Origin of the sequence: Enterococcus sp. DIV2467a (genome assembly GCF_050532945.1) — a bacterium.
Classification (GTDB): Bacteria; Bacillota; Bacilli; order Lactobacillales; family Enterococcaceae; genus Enterococcus; species Enterococcus faecalis.
This window is the reverse complement of sequence record NZ_CP172896.1, coordinates 161528-182658: the sequence shown is the minus strand read 5'-3', so window position 1 is coordinate 182658 and position 21131 is coordinate 161528. Positions and strand designations below refer to the sequence as shown.

Genomic DNA, 21131 nt, shown 5'->3' with positions numbered 1-21131 from the left:
CTATACCCCTTTCAAAACGAAAAGTGTCTTGTTCAATGACGTTCCTAATTCAAACTCAGAATGAGTGGCGCTCATTAAACACGACGGCGTTTTGGAGGGCGGCATCCATTATGAGGAACTGGAGTCACGTCACGAATTGCAGTCACTTCTAAACCTGTTGCTTGTAATGAACGAATTGCTGCTTCACGTCCAGAACCAGGTCCTTTAACTGTTACGTCTACAGTTTTAAGTCCATGTTCCATTGCCACTTTAGTTGCGGCTTCTGCAGCCATTTGAGCGGCAAAAGGAGTTGATTTTTTGCTTCCTTTAAAGCCTAATGATCCTGCTGATGACCATGCTAATGCATTACCATGTGTATCAGTAATCATTACGATTGTATTGTTGAATGTAGAATGGATATGTGCTACACCTGATTCTATATTCTTTTTGACACGGCGTTTACGACTAACTTTTTTTGCTGCCATGAAGTTCTAACCTCCTTCACTTAGGAATTATTTTTTCTTGCCTGCTACTGTTTTAGTAGGGCCTTTACGAGTACGTGCATTATTTTTCGTGTTTTGTCCACGAGTTGGTAATCCACGACGGTGACGGATTCCACGGTATGAACCGATTTCCATCAAGCGTTTGATGTTTAAGTTCACTTCACGACGAAGATCCCCTTCAACTTTTAACTTATCAATTTCCGCACGAATCGCATCTGTTTGTTCGTTTGTTAAATCACGTACACGAACATCTTCAGATACGCCAACGTTTGCTAAAACTTTTTTAGCTGTAGTGTTACCAATACCATAAATGTAAGTAAGAGAAACTACTACACGTTTGTCACGAGGGATGTCTACTCCTGCAATACGAGCCATTATTCGTTACACCTCCTAATTATCCTTGACGTTGTTTATGTTTTGGATTTGCTGGGCAAATAACCATAACACGTCCTTTACGGCGAATTACTTTACAATGTTCACACATTGGTTTTACTGATGGTCTTACTTTCATGATAATACCTCCTGTGGTTTTACGGAGTACAATTATTTAAAGCGATAAGTAATACGGCCACGCGTTAAATCATACGGTGATAATTCAACTGTTACTTTGTCACCAGGTAAGATACGGATGTAGTGCATACGGATTTTACCTGAAACAGTAGCAAGAACTTGGTGTCCATTTTCTAGTTCGACTTTAAACATTGCATTCGGCAAAGTTTCGACGACTGTACCTTCGACTTCAATCATATCTTCTTTTGCCACGCACAGTACCTCCTTGTACTTGTTTCGCGTTTTCACACGATAAAACGGCGGAAACTCCAGCTCCCACCTAGAAATTCTCAACTAACTTCGTTATTCATTTTGATGTCACAAAACTGTAGAATTCGGACTGATATATTCTACCATATTTAGTTATGTTTTGGCAAGAGAAACTGAATACAACAACAGGGTTAAACTGCGGGCAATTGGAAATTAGTTTTCGTCAATGATTTTTTTCACATCAGAAAAAACAGTATCGATTTCGCGATTGCCATCGATTGTATGCATCAAGCCTTGTTCTTTATAGAAAGCTAAGATTGGTGCGCTACTTTCAATGTTGACTGCCAAACGATTTTTAACCGTTTCGGGCTTATCATCTTCTCTTTGGTAGAATTCATGTCCGCCACAGCGATCACAAGTGCCTTCAACTTTTGGCGGGTTGAATAATTTATGATACGTTGCGCCACATGTGCGACAGATGAATCGTCCAGCTAAACGCTCGATTAATACATCTTCTTCTACATGGATGTCAATGACAGCATCAATTTTTTTGTTTAATTCTTTAAGCATTGTATCTAATGCTTTTGCTTGATCCAGTGTACGTGGGAAACCATCTAATAGGAATCCTTTGTCTGTGTCTGGTTCAGCAAGGCGTTCTTTAACAATTCCGTTTGTTACTTCGTCAGGAACCAGTTCACCTTTATCGATATAAGATTTCGCTTCTAGGCCCAAGGCAGTTTCATTTTTCATTGCTGCACGGAACATATCTCCAGTAGAAATATGTGGAATGCCATACGTATCAATGATTTTTTCTGCTTGGGTGCCTTTACCTGCTCCAGGTAATCCCATTAAAATGAGGTTCATATATTCTCCTCCTAATTTTAAAGACCGGCTTATGAAGCTAGCCATATGTGAGAATGGTGCTGAGGTAAAACCTCAACACTCGATTCTTACTTATTGATAAAGCCGACATATTGACGTTTCATCATTAATCCTTCTAATTGTTTCGTTGTTTCTAATGCAACCCCGATAACGATTAGTAAACTTGTTCCACCTAAACCGATTGATTGAGGTAAGTTCCAAACCATTTGCGCAATGATTGGAAGTAAAGCAACAAGTCCTAGGAAAATTGAGCCGACAACACTTAATCTCATTAACACGCCAGATACATATTCTTCTGTACCTTTACCTGGTCGCACGCTTGGAATGTAGCTTCCTTGTTTTTGTAAGTTTTCCGCTAATTTCTCAGGGTTTACTTGAACAAATGCATAGAAGAACGTAAACGCAACGATTAGGACAGTATAGATGATTGCCCCTGGAACTGTGTTATAACTGAAGATTTTTGTCATAATGTCATACCAATTTTCACCAGCGAATTTTGATGAGAAAGCTTGTAAAATGGCATTTGGTGTTGCAATTAACGAGCTGGCAAAGATAACTGGAATAACCCCAGCAGCATTTACTTTTAACGGTAAATAACTACTTGTTGGTGCACCAGAAACACGTTTTGTATATTGGATTGGAATCTTACGCTCTGCTTGTTGGAAGAACGTTACGACTGTAACAATCACCAAAATAGCAATAACTAAGATTGCAATGAAAATAACAGATTGCCAAATACGAGAAGACTCGATATTGACGAAGTAATCTTCATAGATTTCTTTGACTGCTCCTGGCAAACGAGAAATAATCCCGGCAAAGATAATCATTGAAACACCATTTCCGATTCCTTTTTCTGTAATTTGTTCACCCATCCAAGTCACAAACATCGTCCCAGCAGTTAAAATAACTGCAATCATCACAAAGGTACCTAAGGTTGGATTGTTTACAATCCCAGTTTGACTTAAGCTATTAAAACCAGCAGTGATCCCCATTGACTGAGCCACACCCAAGACAATCGTTAGATATCTTGTTGCTTGATTTAATTTCTTACGCCCAACTTCCCCTTGTTTTGACCATTCTACAAATCTAGGTACAATATCCATTTGCAATAGTTGAATAATAATAGAGGCTGTAATGTATGGCGAAACCCCCATCGAGAAGATAGAGAAGTTTTGCATGGCACTACCACTCACCATATTCAACATATTCAAAAAGGGTAAGCTACTTAAATCAGACAATCCCTTTGCATTCACCCCGGGCACAGTAATGTGCGCACCTAGGCGAAATACAAACAAGATTAAAACTGTAAATAAGATTTTTGATCTAATGTCTTTGACTTTAAAGGCGTTCTTTAATAGCTTGAACAATTAGATCACCTCGATTGAACCACCAGCAGCTTCGATAGCTTCTTGTGCTGATTTCGAGAATTTAGCTGCTTTCACAGTTAATTTTTTCGTTAACTCACCATCTGCAAGAACTTTGATTCCCGCTTTTTCGTTTTTAACGATTCCTGCTTCTTTTAGGACAACAGGAGTTACTTCTGTTCCATCTTCAAAACGGTTTAAAGTATCTAAGTTCACAACAGCGTAATCTTTACGATTAATGTTTGTAAACCCACGTTTTGGTAAACGACGGAATAATGGAGTTTGACCCCCTTCAAATCCTAAACGAACACCACCGCCTGAACGGGCTTTTTGCCCTTTTTGTCCACGGCCAGCTGTTTTACCATTACCAGATGAAGTACCACGTCCAACACGGTTACGTACTTGGCGTGAGCCCTCAGCAGGTTTTAATTCATGAAGTTTCATAGGTTTGGCACCTCCTTAAGCAATCTTCTATTACAAATCTATAAATCTTAAACTTCTTCTACGTCCACTAAATGTGAAATAGTGTTAACCATACCTTTGATTGCTTCATTGGCAGGTTTTGTAACAGTACTATTCACTTTACCTAAACCTAACGCTTTAACTGTAGCACGTTGGTTTTGAGGACGTCCGATAACACTGCGTTTTAAAGTAATTTTTAATTCAGCCATTATTTTTGTCCTCCTTAACCGATAATTTCTTCTACAGATTTACCGCGAAGTGCTGCCACTTCTTCGGCACGTTTTAATTGTTTTAGACCTTCAACAGTTGCGCGAACAACGTTAATAGGTGTGTTTGAACCTAGTGATTTAGATGTAATATCTGCTACACCAGCTAATTCCAATACGGCACGAACTGGTCCACCAGCAGCTACCCCAGAACCTTCTACTGCAGGTTTCATAAGGATACGGCCGCCACCGAATACGCCAATTACTTCGTGCGGGATAGTAGAACCAACCATAGGCACTTCAACTAAGTTTTTCTTCGCGTCTTCGATTGCTTTACGGATAGCTTCAGGTACTTCTTGTGCTTTACCAGTACCGAAACCAACGTGTCCGTTTTTGTCACCGACAACAACTAAAGCTGCGAAACGTAAACGACGTCCACCTTTAACAACTTTTGTTACACGGTTGATCGCTACAACGCGGTCTTCTAATTCCAAATGTTTTGGATCAATATAAACCATGAATGGTGTTCCTCCTTCTCCTAAAATTCTAGTCCATTTTCACGAGCAGCTTCAGCTAAAGCTTGCACGCGGCCATGGTAAAGGTATCCACCACGGTCGAAGACTACTTTTTTGATGCCTTTTTCAGCGGCACGTTCAGCAACTAGTTTACCAACAGCTGCAGCTGTTTCTGTTTTTGTTCCACCTGAAATTTCTTTATCCAAGGCAGAGGCACTTGCTAGCGTCACACCCGCTACGTCATCAATGACTTGCGCGTAGATGTTTTTGTTAGAACGGAAAATGTTCAAGCGTGGGCACTCAGCAGTACCAGAGATTTTGTTACGTACACGACGATGTCTCTTTTGACGTGTTTTGTTTTTATCTGGTTTTGTAATCACAATTTTCACCTCTTTGATTTAATGTTTACTACTAATATTTCAAGCAGTCAGCAGATTACGGAAAAGAGAAGCTGGCAGACAAGACAAAAGCATTTTATTGGAAAAATCCCATAAAATGACAGTTGCTTGTTGTTGACTTCTGTTTTCTACACAGCTGTTATTATTTACCAGTTTTACCTTCTTTACGGCGTACAAATTCACCAACATAGCGAATCCCTTTGCCTTTATAAGGTTCTGGAGGACGAACGCCACGGATGTTAGCAGCTAATTCACCAACAACTTCTTTGTTGATGCCTTTAACGATAACTTGTGTGTTCGCAGGTACTTCAAATGTTACGCCTTCTGGTGCTGTCATTTCGACAGGATGAGAATAACCAACGTTTAAAGTTAATTTGTTGCCTTGTACTTGGGCACGGTATCCGACCCCGATAAGTTCAAGTGCTTTTTGGAAACCTTCAGAAACACCAACAACCATGTTGTTGAAGTTTGCACGAGTTGTTCCGTGGATTGTTTTCATTTCTTTTGAATCGTTTGGACGAGTGAATGTCACTTCGTTTCCTTCGATGTTCATTTTGATATCAGAAGAAAATTCGCGTGTTAATTCACCTTTAGGTCCTTTAACTGTAATGTTGTTTCCGTCTTGCTTGATTTCAACACCAGCAGGAAGAACAACAACTTTATTACCAATACGGCTCACTTAGAGACACCTCCTTGTGTATTTTTTAGAATTACCATACGTAGGCGATTACTTCGCCGCCGATATTTTTCGCTCTAGCTTCTTTGTCAGTAATTACACCCTCTGATGTAGAGATGATTGCAATTCCTAGACCGTTTAATACTTTTGGTACTTCGTCAGCTTTTACGTATGCACGTAAACCTGGTTTAGAAATACGTTTTAAGTTTGTGATAACACGCTCTTCGTTTTTACCATATTTTAGGAAAACACGGATTACGCCTTGTTTGTCATCTTCGATGTATTCTACGTCGCGGATAAATCCTTCACGTTTCAGGATTTCTGCGATATCACGTTTGATTTTTGAAGCAGGTACTTCTAAAGTTTCATGTTTAACCATGTTCGCATTACGAATGCGAGTTAGAAAATCTGCAATTGGATCTGTCATGACCATTGAACTATTTACCTCCTTTATGCGAGTTTACTTGTTTACCAGCTAGCTTTCTTCACGCCGGGAATTTGACCTTTATAGGCAAGTTCGCGGAAGCAAATACGGCAAAGATGAAATTTACGATAAACTGAATGTGGACGTCCACAACGTTCACAACGAGTATAAGCTTGTGTTGAATGTTTAGCAGGACGTTTGTTTTTAGCAATCATTGATTTTTTAGCCACGTAGTTCGCCTCCTTATATTATTTTTGGAATGGCATACCTAATTGTGCCAACAATTCGCGAGACTCTTCGTCAGTGTTCGCTGTTGTAACAATTACGATGTCCATACCGCGTACTTTATCTACTAAATCATAATCAACTTCTGGGAAGATTAATTGTTCTTTAATACCTAAAGTATAGTTACCACGACCATCGAAAGCTTTTTTGCTGACACCGTGGAAGTCACGTACACGAGGTAAAGAAACTGTTACTAATTTATCTAAAAATTCGTACATTCTTTCGCCGCGTAGCGTTACTTTCGCACCGATTGGCATTCCTTCACGTAAACGGAATCCAGCGATAGATTTTTTAGCTTTTGTGATAAGTGGTTTTTGACCAGTGATTAATGCTAATTCTTCAACAGCTTTGTCTAAGTTTTTAGCATTTGATACTGCATCACCCACACCCATGTTGATAACGATTTTATCAACTTTAGGTGTTTGCATAACTGAGCTGTAATTAAATTTTTCCACCAATGATGGTGTTACTTCTTTAATATATTTTTCTTTCAGGCGGTTCATTCAGTAAGCCCTCCTTCCGCAATTTTTATTTATCTAAAACTTCACCTGTTTTTTTAGAAACGCGGACTTTTTTGCCGTCGACTTCTTTAAACGCAACTTTAGTAGCTTCTCCGTTTGAAGGATCAATCACCATTACATTAGAAACATGAATTGGCGCTTCCACTTCAAGGATTCCACCTTGTGGGGCTGCTTGGTTTGGTTTTTGGTGTTTTTTAACGACGTTGACACCTTCAACGATAACTTTATCTTGTTTAGGAAACGCTGCTAAGACAACGCCTTCTTTGTTTTTATCTTTACCAGTGATAACTTTTACTTTATCGCCTTTTTTAACAAACATTACTGTTTCGCACCTCCTTTAACGTGGGCTCGAGATTATAATACTTCTGGTGCTAGAGAAACGATCTTCATGAAGTTGTTTTCACGTAATTCACGTGCAACTGGTCCGAAGATACGTGTTCCGCGTGGGCTTTTATCGTCACGGATAATTACCGCAGCATTTTCATCAAATTTGATGTAAGAACCGTCAGCACGACGAGCGCCAGATTTTGTACGAACGATAACGGCTTTAACTACTTCACCTTTTTTAACAACCCCACCTGGCGTTGCTTGTTTGACAGTAGCAACAATAACGTCACCGATGTTAGCAGTTTTACGACCAGATCCGCCTAGGACTTTGATCGTTAAAATTTCACGTGCGCCAGAATTGTCAGCGACTCTTAAACGACTTTCTTGTTGGATCACGATGTGTATCCCCCTTTCAGATTTTGTGCTTCAATCTATTAGGAAATTCTCGTTTTATTAGATAATAACTGCTTCTTCGACTACCTCTAGTAAACGGAAACGTTTTGTAGCTGATAATGGACGAGTTTCCATGATTTTTACGATGTCTCCAACTTTCGCTGTGTTGTTTTCATCATGCGCTTTATATTTTTTAGAATATTTCATACGTTTGCCATAGATAGGGTGGTTTTTCTTTGTTTCAACGACAACTGTGATTGTTTTATCCATTTTGTCTGATACCACGCGACCTTGGTAAACTTTACGTTGATTTCTTTCTTCAGTCATACGCGTTTGGCCTCCTTCCACTATTAGTTAGCTTGTTCACGCAATACTGTTTTGATGCGTGCAATCGATTGACGTACTTCTTTAATACGTGCAGTGTTTTCTAATTGACCTGTTGCTAATTGGAATCTTAAGTTGAACAATTCTTCTTTTAATTGTTTTTCTTTATCTAGCATTTCGGCAGTGGTTAATTCTCTGATTTCTTTAACCTTCATTCGATTCACCACCCATTTCCTCACGTTTTACGATCTTAGTTTTTACCGGCAATTTGTGAGATGCAAGACGAAGAGCTTCACGAGCTACTTCTTCAGGAACGCCTGCGATTTCAAACATGATTTTACCACGTTTAACTGGTGATACCCAGCCTTCTGGTGCCCCTTTACCTTTACCCATACGTACGCCGATAGCTTTACTTGTGTAAGACTTGTGAGGGAAAATTTTAATCCATACTTTCCCGCCACGTTTCATGTAACGAGTCATTGCAATACGGGCTGCTTCGATTTGACGGTTAGTAATCCAGTGAGATTCAGTTGCTTGTAAACCCCATTCACCAAATGCTACTTCTTTTCCGCCTTTAGCTTCACCGCGCATTTTTCCGCGGAATTCACGACGGTGTTTTACACGTTTAGGTACTAACATGATTATTTCCCTCCTTTCTCAGTGTTTTTTTTCGTTGGAAGAATTTCTCCACGATAGATCCACACTTTAACTCCTAGTTTTCCGTAAGTAGTGTCCGCTTCTTCCCATGCGTAATCAATGTCCGCACGTAATGTGTGAAGTGGTACAGTTCCTTCAGAGTATCCTTCTGAACGAGCGATATCCGCACCGTTTAGACGACCTGATACTTGAGTTTTGATTCCTTTAGCACCAGCACGCATTGCGCGTTGGATAGCTTGTTTTTGAGCACGACGGAAAGCAACACGGTTTTCTAATTGACGTGCAATTCCTTCGCCTACTAATTTTGCATCTAAATCTGGTTTTTTGATTTCAACGATGTTGATGTGAACTCGTTTGCCAGTTAATTTGTTTAATTCTTTTCTTAGGTTTTCGACTTCAGATCCGCCTTTACCGATAACCATACCTGGTTTAGCTGTGTGAATTGAAATGTTAACACGGTTTGCAGCGCGTTCGATTTCAATTGTAGATACAGCAGCATCAGCAAGTTTTGTTGCGATAAATTTACGGATTCTTAAATCTTCGTGTAAGAATTCAGCATACTCTTTTTCAGCATACCATTTCGCATCCCAGTCGCGGATGATGCCTACACGCATTCCAATTGGATGTACTTTTTGACCCACTGATTGTCCCTCCTCTTAAATGTTTAAGCTCTGTTTTCATAAAGAAAACAGCCTATTTCATGAGACTTATTTCTCTGTTACAACTACTGTGATGTGACTAGTACGTTTGTTGATTGGTGAAGCTGAACCTTTTGCACGAGGACGGAAACGTTTCATTGTTGGTCCTTCGTTAACAAATGCTTCAGATACGACTAAGCTTTCAACGTCTAAGTCAAAGTTGTTTTCTGCGTTAGCAACTGCTGACATTAAAACTTTTTCAATGATTCCAGCAGACTTGTTCGGTGTGAATTTCAAGATTGAAATTGCATCCGCAACGCTTTTCCCTCTGATAAGATCGATTACTAAACGTGCTTTACGAGGTGAAGTGCGAACTGTTTTTGCAGTTGCTTTAGCTGATGTAATTTGTTCTGACATTTGCATATCCTCCCCTCAAAATTAGCGTTTAGTTTTTTTATCGTCAGCAACGTGGCCACGATAAGTTCTAGTTGGTGCAAATTCACCTAATTTATGTCCTACCATGTCTTCTTGAATGTAAACAGGGACATGTTTCCGTCCATCATATACAGCGATTGTGAAACCTACGAATGATGGAAAAATTGTAGAGCGGCGAGACCAAGTTTTAATTACTTTTTTCTTTTCGGCACCTTGTTGTGCTTCGACCTTTTTCATCAAATGATCATCGACGAAAGGTCCTTTTTTTAAACTACGACCCATGGTGAACCTCCTCTCAAAATGTACGACACATGGTCAAAAAAATTATTTAGTACGACGACGAACGATAAGTTTGTCTGATTTAGCTTTTTTATTACGTGTTTTGTATCCAATTGCTGGTTGACCCCATGGAGATACTGGCGCTTTACGTCCAATTGGTGTTTTACCTTCACCACCACCGTGTGGGTGATCGTTAGGGTTCATTACGCTACCACGAACAGTTGGGCGTTTACGCATCCAACGAGAGCGGCCAGCTTTACCAATGTTGATTAATTCGTGTTGTTCGTTACCAACTGAACCGATTGTTGCACGGCAAGTTGCTAAGATCATACGAACTTCGCCAGAGTTTAAGCGGATTAATACGTATTTGCCTTCTTTACCAAGTACTTGCGCGCTTGTTCCAGCTGAACGGATTAATTGTCCACCTTTACCAGGTTTCATTTCAATGTTGTGGATAACTGTACCAACTGGAATGTTTTCCAATGGTAATGCGTTACCTACTTTAATATCTGCTTCTGGACCAGATACTAGGCGCATGCCTACTTCTAATCCTTTTGGTGCTAAGATGTATGCCTTAACCCCGTCTTCGTAATGAACTAACGCGATGTTAGCAGAACGGTTTGGATCGTACTCGATCGTTTTAACAACCGCTGCGACGTTATCTTTATTACGTTTAAAGTCAATCACACGGTATTGACGTTTGTGACCGCCACCTTGGTGACGAACCGTAATGCGACCGTTGTTGTTACGACCGGCATTGTTTTTTAATGGCTGTAACAATGATTTTTCTGGTGTTGAAGTTGTGATTTCAGCGAAATCAGAACTTGTCATGTTACGACGGCCATTTGTGGTAGGTTTGTACTTTTTAATCGCCACGTCTTATTTCCCTCCTACGTTGATATTGTTCAGGACTGCTTATTCAGCAGCTTCGAATAATTGAATTTCTTTTGAATCTTCAGTTAATGTAACGATCGCTTTGCGACGTTTTTTTGTATAACCTGCATATTTACCCATGCGTTTGAATTTTGGACGCACGTTTAAGATGTTTACGTTTGCTACTTTAACATCGAATGCTGATTCAACAGCTTGTTTTACTAAAGTTTTGTTTGCGCGAGTGTCCACTTCGAAAGTATATTTCTTTTCGTCCATAGCTAACATGGATTTTTCAGTGATCACTGGGCGTTTGATTACGTCTAGTAATTCCATTATGCAAGCACCTCCTCAATTTGAGTAAGAGCTGTTTGTGTTGCCAAGACTTTGTTAGCTGACACAACATCTAACACACTAACGTTATCAGAAGTTACTACAGAAACGTTTGGTAAGTTACGAGCTGATAAAGCTGCAAAGTCGTTACCATTTTCTAAAACAACTAATACTTTAGTATCGATAGACAAGTTAGCAAGAACTTGTTTGAATTCTTTTGTTTTTGGTGCATCGAAGCTTAAACCTTCTACTGCTACCAAGTTATTTTCAGCAACTTTATCTGATAATACAGATTTCATTGCTAAGCGACGAACTTTTTTAGGAAGTTTGTAGCTGTATGAACGCGGTGTTGGTCCAAAGACTACGCCACCTCCACGCCATTGTGGTGAACGGATTGAACCTTGACGAGCACGACCAGTTCCTTTTTGACGCCATGGTTTGCGGCCACCGCCACGAACAGCGCTACGGTTTTTAACTGCGTGTGTTCCTTGTCTTAATGAAGCACGTTGCATGATGATTGCATCATAGACAACACTTTCATTAGGTTCGATTCCGAAGATTTCTTCATTTAAAGTGATTTCACCGTTTTGAGTTCCATCTTGTTTGAATAATGCTACATTCGGCATTCCTTAGTTCCTCCTTTCCCTACACTTATTTAGCTTTCACAGCTGATTTGATTGTGATTAAAGATTTTTTCGCTCCAGGAATGTTTCCTTTGATTAAGATAACATTTCTTTCTACGTCCACTTTAACAACTTCAAGGTTTTGAATTGTTACGCGGTCGCCACCCATACGGCCGGCTAGTCGTTTATTTTTAAATACACGGTTAGGCGCTACTGGACCCATTGACCCAGGACGACGGTGATAACGAGAACCATGAGACATAGGTCCGCGGCTTTGGCCGTGACGTTTGATTGCCCCTTGGAATCCTTTACCTTTCGTAGTACCTGTAACATCAACAACGTCTCCTGCTTGGAAAACATCTACTTTGATTTCTTTACCTACTTCATATTCTCCTAGCTCAACATTCTTGAATTCTTTAATGAAGCGCTTAGGAGCCGTGTTTGCTTTTGCAACATGACCTTTCGCAGGTTTGTTTGATAAAACTTCACGTTTGTCTTGGTAACCAACTTGGATAGCTTCGTATCCGTCAGTTTCAACAGTTTTTACTTGTAAAACTACGTTTGGCGTAGCTTCAACTACTGTTACTGGAATTAATTCACCAGACTCAGTAAAGATTTGTGTCATTCCCACTTTTTTCCCTAAGATTCCTTTGGTCATGAGTACACCTCCATCTTAATTTTATAGTTTGATTTCAATATTAACACCAGACGGTAAGTCAAGCTTCATTAAAGCGTCAACTGTTTTTGGTGTTGGGTTCACAATGTCAATTAGACGTTTGTGAGTACGCATTTCGAATTGTTCGCGAGAATCTTTGTATTTATGAGTCGCACGAATAACTGTGTAAAGTGAGCGTTCTGTTGGTAATGGAATCGGACCTGATACGTCAGCTCCAGTTCTTTTTGCTGTTTCCACAATTTTATCCGCTGATTGATCTAAAATACGGTGTTCATACGCTTTTAAACGGATACGAATTTTTTGTTTTGCCATCTTGTTCCCTCCTTCGCCTATTTTAAAAGTAGACATAGCTCCACGAAAATTTATCCGGCATGCTCGTTCATGGCAAAGCGTCCGAGCGTGTCGCAACCTCTCGCTTCACAGCCGGCAAATCAAATCGTTGATCTACCAATGCTTTTTACACTCCTGTAAACAGCACCTTTTTGATTATACTATGAAAGGATAGTGTTAGCAAGGATTTTCTGCGTTTTTTTGAAAGAATTTTTTCTTGTTTTGAAAAGCATTTGTTTTGTTTTTCAATTCTTTTCATTCTATTTTTATAAAAAAAGAATTTGAGATTCTTTTTTTACCAGAATCTCAAATTCTTTCTTTTTTATTCTATTAACCAATCCGGCGCATTGGAATATCATTGTTATCTGGATGAACCAATAAATATTGAATAACATCAATATTGCTTGCTTGGAATGAGGCTGCACATGCTTGCAAATATAAGTCCCACATTCGATAGAAGCGCTCGCCTTTTTCGTCAACAATTTCTGTTTCTATATTATGGAAGTTTTTTGTCCAATGTTCCAACGTCAATTGATAATCTCTGCGCAAACTTTCCAAGTCAATCACTTGCAAGTCGTTTTCTGTCATATGGCCGACTAGCTCAGTGACACCAGGAATATAGCCACCTGGGAAAATATAACGATTAATCCAAGCATTTTTAGCCCCACCTTGTTGGCGACTGATCCCATGAATCAACGCCGTACCTTTAGGCGCTAAATTTCGCTGAACGACATCAAAATATTCATGTAGATTTTCCGCACCGACATGTTCAAACATCCCAACACTCGTAATATGGTCAAAAGACTCTCCTTTTAAATCACGATAATCCATCAATTTGACAGTCATTCGATCTTGTAGACCTTCTTTTTCTATAATATGGCGAATATGATGAAATTGCTCTTCACTTAATGTAATCCCAGTTGCTTTGGCTCCATATTCTTTCACCGCAGTTAAAATTAACGTGCCCCAGCCGCAGCCAATATCCAGTAAAGTGTCGCCCTCTTTGATAAACAATTTATCTAAAATATGATGAACTTTATTCACTTGCGCTTGTTCTAATGTATCTTCAGGCGTTTTAAAATAAGCACATGAATACGTCATTGTTTGGTCAAGCCATTTTTTGTAAAAATCATTTCCTAGATCGTAATGGCTGTGAATATCCTCTTGCGAACGTTTTTTTGAATGACTTTCTTTAGGAAGCCATTTAATAAATTTAGCATTGTGTAAAAAGCTATCCTTTTGGTTATACACATCATAAATCAGCGCTTGGATATCGCCTTCGATTTCAATTTTGCGATCCATGTAGGCTTCCCCTAAAGTTAACGAAGCGTTATTCAGTAAATCCTTCACAGGAATTTTTTCATTGAATACAATTTTAAAAACCGGATCCCCCGACCCTTGCCCATACTCTTTGACGGTACCATCCCAGTATGTGACTTGTGTCTTTTTTGAAAAAGACCATTTAAACAGTTGACTGTACGTTTCTTTTTCTAACATTGCATTCCCTCCATTAAATACCATTTGAAGCCAAAACAAAAAGAAGTCGCTTTCCGGTAGTTCGTCAAAACAAACACCACAGTCCGTTCTAAACTGAAGCACAGAAAAGTTATCACCCCTTCTATGTTCCGCTTCTTTTTTTGCAATTACAGTTCTATTCTACTCCTCTTTTAAAAATTTGAACATTCTTTTAACGTAATACCTACTATTGTTATTCTTTATCACAAAAAAACTAGAGCCAGTCCTTGACAGACTCCTCTAGTTCTAAATATTATGCTTTCTTACGCATCCGTTGTTCCGCATGAGTGTAAGCGCCATGCCATACGTGCCCCACATAAGGATTAACTTGAATACCGTGTTTAATCGCCGCTGCTACAAATTTTTTTGCTAAAGTTACTGCTTCTAACACCGAATAACCTTTCGCCAAGCCAGCTGTGATTGCCGCTGAAAAAGTACAACCTGCACCATGATTATAATCAGTAGGATATAATTCATTTTCCAAAAGATGCGCGGTGTGACCATCGTAAAACAAGTCCAGTGCTTTTTCACCAGCTAAGCGATGTCCCCCTTTAACCACGACATGCTTGGCTCCCATTTGTACAATTCGTTTTGCCGCTTCTTCCATCTCCGCCACGGAAGAAATTTCGCCTAAACTAGATAAGATGCCCGCTTCAATTAAATTAGGCGTGGCAACTAATGCTAATGGCAGTAAATCGTTTTTTAGGCCTTCCACACTTTTGGGTTGCAGAATTTGTGCCGTTCCCTTACAAGCAATGACTGGGTCAATCACGACTTTTTGAATTTTTTCTTGTTTAATGTACTTACTAGCCATTTTAATATTTTGTTCATTACCCATCATCCCTGTTTTCAAAGCCGCTACTGGACCGCCTGCAAAAACCGAAATCAATTGTTTTTCTAAGAGCGTTTCTGGCAATTCAGTTACTTCATGTGACCAACCTGTCGTAGGATCCATCGTCACAATCGAGGTTAAACTTGAAAATCCAAAAACTCCATACTCTTCAAATGTTTTTAAATCTGCTTGAATCCCTGCCCCTCCAGTTGAATCGGAGCCTGCAATCGTCAATACTTTTTCCATTAAATCACCTAACCTTTTTCTCCAAGTATACGGAAGAAACAAGTCTGCTAAAACAGCCAATTGGCTTATTTTTTAGCCAGCCAATTTCTAAACAAAAAAAGACCAGAGAATAAATTCTCTGGTCTTACGTCCGAATACCCCAGTTTTTCACGCTGGTTAAAACTATAGTTAAAAAGTTAATTATTTAACGATTTCAGTAACAACGCCTGAACCTACAGTACGTCCGCCTTCACGAATAGAGAAACGAGTTCCGTCTTCGATAGCGATTGGGTGAATTAATTCAACGTCCATAGCAACGTTATCACCAGGCATTACCATTTCAGTACCTTCTGGCAATTCTACAACACCAGTAACGTCTGTTGTACGGAAGTAGAATTGAGGACGGTAGTTAGTGAAGAATGGAGTGTGACGTCCGCCTTCTTCTTTTGATAATACGTATACTTCAGCTTTGAATTTTGTGTGTGGAGTGATTGTAGCTGGTTTAGCTAATACTTGTCCACGTTCGATATCTTCACGTGCTACACCACGTAATAAAGCACCGATGTTGTCGCCTGCTTCAGCGTAGTCTAATAATTTACGGAACATTTCAACACCTGTAACAGTTGTTTTAGATGTTTCGTCTTTAATACCAACGATTTCAACTTCGTCACCAACGCGAACTTCACCACGTTCAACACGGCCTGTAGCAACAGTACCACGTCCAGTGATTGAGAATACGTCTTCGACTGGCATCATGAATGGTTTGTCAGTATCACGTTCTGGAGTTGGGATATATTCGTCAACTGCAGCCATTAATTCTAAGATTTTTTCTTCATAAGACTCGTCGCCTTCTAAAGCTTTCAAAGCAGAACCTGCGATAACTGGAACATCATCGCCTGGGAAATCGTATTCTGATAATAAGTCACGAACTTCCATTTCTACTAATTCTAATAATTCTTCGTCATCAACCATATCCATTTTGTTTAAGAATACAACGATGTATGGTACACCAACGTTACGTGATAATAAGATATGTTCACGTGTTTGAGGCATAGGACCATCAGCAGCAGAAACTACTAAGATAGCTCCGTCCATTTGAGCAGCACCAGTGATCATGTTTTTAACGTAGTCCGCGTGTCCTGGGCAGTCAACGTGTGCATAGTGACGAGTTTCAGTTTCATATTCGATATGAGAAGTGTTGATTGTGATTCCACGTTCTTTTTCTTCTGGAGCGTTATCGATAGAATCGTAGCTTTGTGCTTCCCCGCCACCGTGTTTTGATAATACAGTAGCAATTGCAGCTGTTAATGTAGTTTTACCATGGTCAACGTGTCCGATAGTACCAATGTTAACATGGGATTTAGAACGGTCAAATTTTTCTTTTGCCATTTTGAATGTTCCTCCTAAAAATATAAATTTTATTGTTTGTTTTATATGTGATAGACGTTACTAAAAATCGTCTGATCATCATAAGCTATTTTACACGAAATCTTGAAAAAAGGATAGTTCTAAAAACAAACCTTTTATTCTCAAGGAAAATTATGCGTTGCCGCCGTTTTTCTTGATGATTTCTTCTTGAACAGACTTAGGTACGTCTTCATAGTGGTCAAATACCATCATAAATGTACCGCGTCCTTGTGTTGCTGAACGTAATGTTGTAGCATAACCAAACATTTCAGCTAAAGGTACCATCGCATTAACGATTTGAGAGTTACCGTGTGCTTCCATACCTTCAACACGTCCACGACGACTTGTTACGTGTCCCATGATATCACCTAAGTAATCTTCAGGAACAGTAATTGTAACTTTCATCATTGGTTCTAAAATAACTGGGTTTGCATTTTTAGCCGCAGCTTTCAATGCCATAGAAGCAGCTACACGGAAGGCCGTTTCATTTGAATCGACATCGTGGTATGAACCATCGTAAAGTTTTGCTTTGATATCAACTAATGGATAACCAGCAAGAACACCGTTGTTCATAGAGTCTTCTAACCCTTTTTCAACTGCTGGGATGTATTCACGAGGAACCACACCACCGACAATTGCGTTTTCAAACTCGAAGCCTTTACCTTCTTCATTTGGTGTAAATTCAACCCATACGTGACCGTATTGTCCTTTACCACCAGACTGACGAACGAATTTACCTTCTGCTTTAGTCGCAGCACGGAATGTTTCGCGGTAAGATACTTGAGGAGCACCTACGTTAGCTTCAACTTTGAATTCACGTTTCATACGGTCTACTAAAACGTCTAAGTGCAATTCACCCATACCAGAGATAACTGTTTCACCAGTTTCAACGTTTGTTTCAACGCGGAATGATGGATCTTCTTCAGCAAGTTTTTGTAGAGCCACGCCCATTTTATCTTGGTCAGCTTTTGATTTAGGTTCAACAGCGACTTGGATAACTGGGTCAGGGAATTCAATAGATTCAAGAATAACTGGTGCATCTAATGCACATAATGTATCACCAGTTGTTGTGTCTTTTAGACCAACAGCAGCAGCGATATCACCAGAGTACACTTTGTCAATTTCTTGACGAGTGTTGGCGTGCATTTGTAGGATACGACCGATACGTTCTTTTTTGCCTTTTGAAGCGTTCAATACGTATGAACCACTTTCAAGGACACCAGAATAAACACGGAAGAAAGTTAAACGACCTACGAATGGGTCAGTCATAACTTTAAATGCTAATGAAGCGAAAGGTGCTTCGTCATCAGCTGGACGAGTTGTTTCTTCGTCTGTTTTAGTATCGATCCCTTTGATAGCATCGATATCTAATGGAGATGGTAAGTAATCAAGAACAGCGTCCAACATTAATTGAACCCCTTTATTCTTGAATGCTGAACCAGCTAATACAGGGAAGAACTCAACGTTGATTGTTGCTTGACGGATACCAGCGACTAATTCTTCTTCAGTGATTTCTTCACCTTCAAGATATTTCATCATTAAGTCTTCGTCAGTTTCAGCAACAGCTTCAACTAATTTTTCGCGCCATTCTTGCGCTTTTTCTAAATAATCTTCAGGAATATCAGTTTCTTGAATATCTGTTCCCAAATCATTTGTGTAGATTTCAGCTTTCATTTTAATCAAGTCAATGATTCCAGTGAAGTCTTCTTCAGCTCCGATTGGAATTTGAATTGGATGAGCGTTTGCTTGTAAACGATCATGTAATGATTCTACTGAATAGAAGAAGTCCGCACCGATTTTATCCATTTTGTTACAGAATACAATACGAGGAACTTTATATTCAGTCGCTTGACGCCAAACAGTTTCTGTTTGAGGTTCTACACCTGATTGAGAGTCAAGAACTGTTACCGCACCATCTAATACGCGTAGAGAACGTTGTACTTCAATTGTGAAGTCCACGTGTCCTGGAGTATCGATGATATTTACACGGTAGCCTTTCCACTGTGCAGTTGTCGCAGCGGATGTAATCGTGATACCACGTTCTTGTTCTTGTTCCATCCAGTCCATTTGTGAAGCACCTTCATGGGTTTCACCGATTTTATGGATTTTACCAGTGTAGTACAAGATACGCTCAGTTGTTGTTGTTTTACCAGCATCAACGTGGGCCATGATACCAATGTTACGAGTTTTTTCAAGTGAAAATTCTCTTGCCATTTTGTATGTTTACTCCTCTCTTTATTTAAATCGATTGTAAATTGACTTTCTGCTGCCACTTTACGCGACAGACAGAGAGGATCTTACCAACGATAATGAGCAAATGCGCGGTTTGCGTCTGCCATTTTGTGTGTGTCTTCGCGTTTTTTAACAGAAGCGCCAGTGTTGTTAGCAGCATCCATGATTTCTTTCGCTAGACGTTCTTCCATTGTGTGTTCACCACGTAGACGTGCGTAGTTAACTACCCAACGTAAACCTAAAGTTGTACGACGTTCTGGACGAACTTCAACTGGTACTTGGTAGTTAGAACCCCCAACACGACGTGCTTTAACTTCAAGAACAGGCATAACGTTTTTCATTGCTTGTTCAAAAACTTCCAATGGATCGTTACCTGTAGATTCTTTGATGATATCAAATGAATTATAGATAATGTTAGCAGCAATCCCGCGTTTACCGTCAACCATTACACGGTTGATTAAGCGAGTTACTAATTTTGAGTTATAAATTGGATCTGGTAAAACATCACGTTTTGCAACAGGACCTTTACGAGGCATCCGTAACTCCTCCTTCCGAAATATGATTTTTCAAGTTGTTATTGTCTTATTATAATTAAGCTTTAGGACGTTTTGTACCGTATTTAGAGCGGCTTTGTTTACGGTCGTTAACACCGGCAGTATCAAGCGCACCACGAACGATATGGTAACGTACCCCTGGTAAGTCTTTTACACGTCCACCACGTAATAATACCACGCTGTGTTCTTGTAAGTTGTGACCGATACCTGGGATATAAGCTGTAACTTCGATTAAGTTTGACAAACGAACACGGGCATATTTACGTAAAGCTGAGTTCGGTTTTTTAGGTGTCATCGTACCCACACGTGTACAAACTCCACGTTTTTGCGGAGAGTTAACGTTTGTTTGAGTTTTCTTAAAACTGTTATATCCTTTGTTTAAGGCTGGTGAATCAGATTTTTCTACTTTAGATTTACGAGGTTTACGTACTAATTGGTTAATTGTAGGCATTCCTTGTTCTCCTCCTTCCTTACTTCGCTTCTAGTTCCACACATCCAGGTGGTTCTTTTTTCGCGATAAAAAATAATGCAATCTCTGCACTCTTTATCAAATATGCTTTGATAGACAGTCAGCACGTCCCTATAAGGAACCTGTAGATAAAGCACCTTTGTTAGGATACCACGATAAGTATCAGCTGTCAACCCTCTTCTTTCGCCTTTCGAAAAAAAGATTTTCCTTCTACTAAACGGACTTTTCCTTTAAAAATTTTTATGACTTTTTCAAAAACTTTCTATCTTTTTTAGTTAAATAACGGTACAATATCTTTGACTATTGAAGGGGGCGGAAAACAGCGATGAATCTGAAACAAATGGTAGGAATCGAAGCTGCAAAATATGTAGAAGACGGTATGATTGTCGGTTTGGGTACTGGCTCAACAGCAAAATTTATGGTAGACGAAATTGGTCGTCGCGTAAAAGAAGAAGGATTGTCAATCGTAGGGGTTACTACTTCAAAAGAAACAGAGAACCAAGCCTTGGCCTTGGGCATTCCTTTAAAAAGTATTGATGAGGTTCCGTATGTGGATCTTACGATTGATGGCGCCGATGAAATCAGCGCTGATTTTCAAGGAATCAAAGGCGGTGGCGCTGCCTTACTTTTTGAAAAAATTGTGGCCACTTATTCAAAGAAATGTATTTGGATTGTGGATAAATCAAAAATGGTGGACGATTTAGGGGCTTTCCCACTTCCAGTTGAGGTTGTTCCTTATGGCAGCCGCCAACTAGTGCATTTATTTGAAGAAAAAGGCTATCACCCAACACTTCGTTTAAACGCTGCTGGCGAAACATTGATAACAGATGGAGGCCACCATATCATCGATTTACATTTAGAAAAAATTACAGATCCAGAAGCTTTAGGTTCTTATTTAGACAACTTGGTTGGCGTCGTTGAACACGGCTTATTTTTAAATATGGTTTCTATGGTAATCGTCGGTTATGAAGATGGACCGAAAACCTTACATGTTCCCGCACGTTAAGAATGTGTGAAAAAAGATTATTTATATAGGAA

At 39.6% G+C, this 21131-nt stretch carries 34 protein-coding genes; 1 reads left to right on the top strand and 33 read right to left on the bottom strand.

Features of this window, described 5'->3' with window-relative positions; all coding sequences use genetic code 11:
* Window positions 1-74 precede the first annotated feature (74 nt).
* From rpsK to rpsL, 33 genes are all read right to left on the bottom strand, one after another.
* Complete coding sequence (gene rpsK / locus IGL80_RS00860) at window positions 75-464, bottom strand: 30S ribosomal protein S11 (RefSeq protein WP_002356226.1); 390 nt, start codon at window positions 462-464, stop codon at window positions 75-77.
* Window positions 465-491: 27 nt separating this feature from the next.
* The gene (gene rpsM / locus IGL80_RS00855; RefSeq protein WP_002356225.1) at window positions 492-857 is read right to left on the bottom strand and encodes a 30S ribosomal protein S13; all 366 of its coding nucleotides are present in this window, start codon (window positions 855-857) and stop codon (window positions 492-494) included.
* A gap of 19 nt (window positions 858-876) precedes the next feature.
* Window positions 877-993, bottom strand: a complete 117-nt coding sequence (rpmJ, locus tag IGL80_RS00850) for a 50S ribosomal protein L36 (protein ID WP_002288710.1) — start codon at window positions 991-993, stop codon at window positions 877-879.
* A 32-nt stretch (window positions 994-1025) separates the two neighbouring features.
* On the bottom strand, window positions 1026-1244 hold the full coding sequence (gene infA, locus IGL80_RS00845) for a translation initiation factor IF-1 (RefSeq protein WP_002356224.1): 219 nt from the start codon (window positions 1242-1244) through the stop codon (window positions 1026-1028).
* Window positions 1245-1454: 210 nt separating this feature from the next.
* Window positions 1455-2105 (bottom strand): adenylate kinase, encoded by a 651-nt coding sequence (locus tag IGL80_RS00840; protein ID WP_002356223.1) that lies wholly within the window; start codon window positions 2103-2105, stop codon window positions 1455-1457.
* A gap of 86 nt (window positions 2106-2191) precedes the next feature.
* Complete coding sequence (gene secY, locus IGL80_RS00835; protein WP_002359350.1) at window positions 2192-3490, bottom strand: preprotein translocase subunit SecY; 1299 nt, start codon at window positions 3488-3490, stop codon at window positions 2192-2194.
* Entirely contained in the window at window positions 3491-3931 is a 441-nt protein-coding gene (gene rplO, locus IGL80_RS00830) for a 50S ribosomal protein L15 (protein WP_002356221.1), read from the bottom strand.
* 47 nt (window positions 3932-3978) lie between these two features.
* Window positions 3979-4158, bottom strand: coding sequence for a 50S ribosomal protein L30 (gene rpmD, locus IGL80_RS00825; protein ID WP_002356220.1), 180 nt, complete (start codon window positions 4156-4158; stop codon window positions 3979-3981).
* 14 nt (window positions 4159-4172) lie between these two features.
* Complete coding sequence (rpsE, locus tag IGL80_RS00820; RefSeq protein ID WP_002356219.1) at window positions 4173-4673, bottom strand: 30S ribosomal protein S5; 501 nt, start codon at window positions 4671-4673, stop codon at window positions 4173-4175.
* Between the two features lie 20 nt (window positions 4674-4693).
* Window positions 4694-5050: a 50S ribosomal protein L18 gene (rplR, locus tag IGL80_RS00815; protein WP_002356218.1), complete on the bottom strand. Its 357-nt coding sequence runs from the start codon at window positions 5048-5050 to the stop codon at window positions 4694-4696.
* Between the two features lie 160 nt (window positions 5051-5210).
* Window positions 5211-5747: a 50S ribosomal protein L6 gene (gene rplF, locus IGL80_RS00810; RefSeq protein ID WP_002356217.1), complete on the bottom strand. Its 537-nt coding sequence runs from the start codon at window positions 5745-5747 to the stop codon at window positions 5211-5213.
* A 31-nt stretch (window positions 5748-5778) separates the two neighbouring features.
* Window positions 5779-6177, bottom strand: coding sequence for a 30S ribosomal protein S8 (gene rpsH / locus IGL80_RS00805; protein ID WP_002356215.1), 399 nt, complete (start codon window positions 6175-6177; stop codon window positions 5779-5781).
* A gap of 35 nt (window positions 6178-6212) precedes the next feature.
* Window positions 6213-6398, bottom strand: a complete 186-nt coding sequence (locus tag IGL80_RS00800) for a type Z 30S ribosomal protein S14 (RefSeq protein ID WP_002356214.1) — start codon at window positions 6396-6398, stop codon at window positions 6213-6215.
* Between the two features lie 18 nt (window positions 6399-6416).
* Window positions 6417-6956 (bottom strand): 50S ribosomal protein L5, encoded by a 540-nt coding sequence (rplE, locus tag IGL80_RS00795; RefSeq protein WP_002356213.1) that lies wholly within the window; start codon window positions 6954-6956, stop codon window positions 6417-6419.
* A gap of 25 nt (window positions 6957-6981) precedes the next feature.
* Entirely contained in the window at window positions 6982-7293 is a 312-nt protein-coding gene (gene rplX / locus IGL80_RS00790) for a 50S ribosomal protein L24 (protein WP_002356212.1), read from the bottom strand.
* A 35-nt stretch (window positions 7294-7328) separates the two neighbouring features.
* Entirely contained in the window at window positions 7329-7697 is a 369-nt protein-coding gene (gene rplN / locus IGL80_RS00785) for a 50S ribosomal protein L14 (protein ID WP_002356211.1), read from the bottom strand.
* Window positions 7698-7754: 57 nt separating this feature from the next.
* Window positions 7755-8021, bottom strand: a complete 267-nt coding sequence (gene rpsQ / locus IGL80_RS00780; protein WP_002359348.1) for a 30S ribosomal protein S17 — start codon at window positions 8019-8021, stop codon at window positions 7755-7757.
* Between the two features lie 23 nt (window positions 8022-8044).
* Window positions 8045-8233, bottom strand: a complete 189-nt coding sequence (rpmC, locus tag IGL80_RS00775; RefSeq protein ID WP_002383858.1) for a 50S ribosomal protein L29 — start codon at window positions 8231-8233, stop codon at window positions 8045-8047.
* Window positions 8223-8657: a 50S ribosomal protein L16 gene (rplP, locus tag IGL80_RS00770; RefSeq protein ID WP_002356208.1), complete on the bottom strand. Its 435-nt coding sequence runs from the start codon at window positions 8655-8657 to the stop codon at window positions 8223-8225. The genes rpmC and rplP overlap by 11 nt, the downstream gene beginning before the upstream one ends.
* 2 nt (window positions 8658-8659) lie before the next feature.
* Window positions 8660-9316, bottom strand: coding sequence for a 30S ribosomal protein S3 (gene rpsC / locus IGL80_RS00765; protein WP_002356207.1), 657 nt, complete (start codon window positions 9314-9316; stop codon window positions 8660-8662).
* A gap of 66 nt (window positions 9317-9382) precedes the next feature.
* Complete coding sequence (gene rplV, locus IGL80_RS00760) at window positions 9383-9730, bottom strand: 50S ribosomal protein L22 (protein ID WP_002356206.1); 348 nt, start codon at window positions 9728-9730, stop codon at window positions 9383-9385.
* Window positions 9731-9751: 21 nt separating this feature from the next.
* Entirely contained in the window at window positions 9752-10030 is a 279-nt protein-coding gene (gene rpsS / locus IGL80_RS00755; RefSeq protein ID WP_002356205.1) for a 30S ribosomal protein S19, read from the bottom strand.
* A gap of 42 nt (window positions 10031-10072) precedes the next feature.
* Window positions 10073-10903 (bottom strand): 50S ribosomal protein L2, encoded by an 831-nt coding sequence (gene rplB / locus IGL80_RS00750; protein WP_002356204.1) that lies wholly within the window; start codon window positions 10901-10903, stop codon window positions 10073-10075.
* 39 nt (window positions 10904-10942) lie between these two features.
* The gene (locus tag IGL80_RS00745) at window positions 10943-11233 is read right to left on the bottom strand and encodes a 50S ribosomal protein L23 (RefSeq protein ID WP_002356203.1); all 291 of its coding nucleotides are present in this window, start codon (window positions 11231-11233) and stop codon (window positions 10943-10945) included.
* Window positions 11233-11856 (bottom strand): 50S ribosomal protein L4, encoded by a 624-nt coding sequence (gene rplD, locus IGL80_RS00740; protein WP_002356200.1) that lies wholly within the window; start codon window positions 11854-11856, stop codon window positions 11233-11235. Before rplD ends, IGL80_RS00745 begins: the two co-directional genes overlap by 1 nt.
* 25 nt (window positions 11857-11881) lie before the next feature.
* Entirely contained in the window at window positions 11882-12511 is a 630-nt protein-coding gene (gene rplC, locus IGL80_RS00735) for a 50S ribosomal protein L3 (RefSeq protein ID WP_002356199.1), read from the bottom strand.
* A gap of 21 nt (window positions 12512-12532) precedes the next feature.
* Entirely contained in the window at window positions 12533-12841 is a 309-nt protein-coding gene (rpsJ, locus tag IGL80_RS00730) for a 30S ribosomal protein S10 (RefSeq protein ID WP_002389727.1), read from the bottom strand.
* Between the two features lie 348 nt (window positions 12842-13189).
* On the bottom strand, window positions 13190-14356 hold the full coding sequence (locus IGL80_RS00725) for an SAM-dependent methyltransferase (protein WP_002389616.1): 1167 nt from the start codon (window positions 14354-14356) through the stop codon (window positions 13190-13192).
* A gap of 271 nt (window positions 14357-14627) precedes the next feature.
* Complete coding sequence (gene thiD, locus IGL80_RS00720; RefSeq protein ID WP_002404409.1) at window positions 14628-15452, bottom strand: bifunctional hydroxymethylpyrimidine kinase/phosphomethylpyrimidine kinase; 825 nt, start codon at window positions 15450-15452, stop codon at window positions 14628-14630.
* 180 nt (window positions 15453-15632) lie between these two features.
* On the bottom strand, window positions 15633-16820 hold the full coding sequence (gene tuf / locus IGL80_RS00715; protein WP_002356194.1) for an elongation factor Tu: 1188 nt from the start codon (window positions 16818-16820) through the stop codon (window positions 15633-15635).
* A 150-nt stretch (window positions 16821-16970) separates the two neighbouring features.
* Entirely contained in the window at window positions 16971-19052 is a 2082-nt protein-coding gene (gene fusA / locus IGL80_RS00710) for an elongation factor G (protein WP_002356192.1), read from the bottom strand.
* Between the two features lie 83 nt (window positions 19053-19135).
* Window positions 19136-19606 carry a 30S ribosomal protein S7 gene (rpsG, locus tag IGL80_RS00705; RefSeq protein ID WP_002356191.1) on the bottom strand — a complete coding sequence of 157 codons (471 nt, stop codon included), beginning with the start codon at window positions 19604-19606 and terminating at the stop codon, window positions 19136-19138.
* Between the two features lie 55 nt (window positions 19607-19661).
* Window positions 19662-20075 carry a 30S ribosomal protein S12 gene (gene rpsL, locus IGL80_RS00700; RefSeq protein WP_002356190.1) on the bottom strand — a complete coding sequence of 138 codons (414 nt, stop codon included), beginning with the start codon at window positions 20073-20075 and terminating at the stop codon, window positions 19662-19664.
* A gap of 343 nt (window positions 20076-20418) precedes the next feature.
* On the opposite strand from rpsL, the gene rpiA reads away from it, so the two are divergent.
* A complete protein-coding gene (gene rpiA, locus IGL80_RS00695; RefSeq protein WP_002404408.1) occupies window positions 20419-21099 on the top strand; it encodes a ribose-5-phosphate isomerase RpiA in 681 nt (226 codons plus the stop codon).
* Window positions 21100-21131 lie beyond the last annotated feature (32 nt).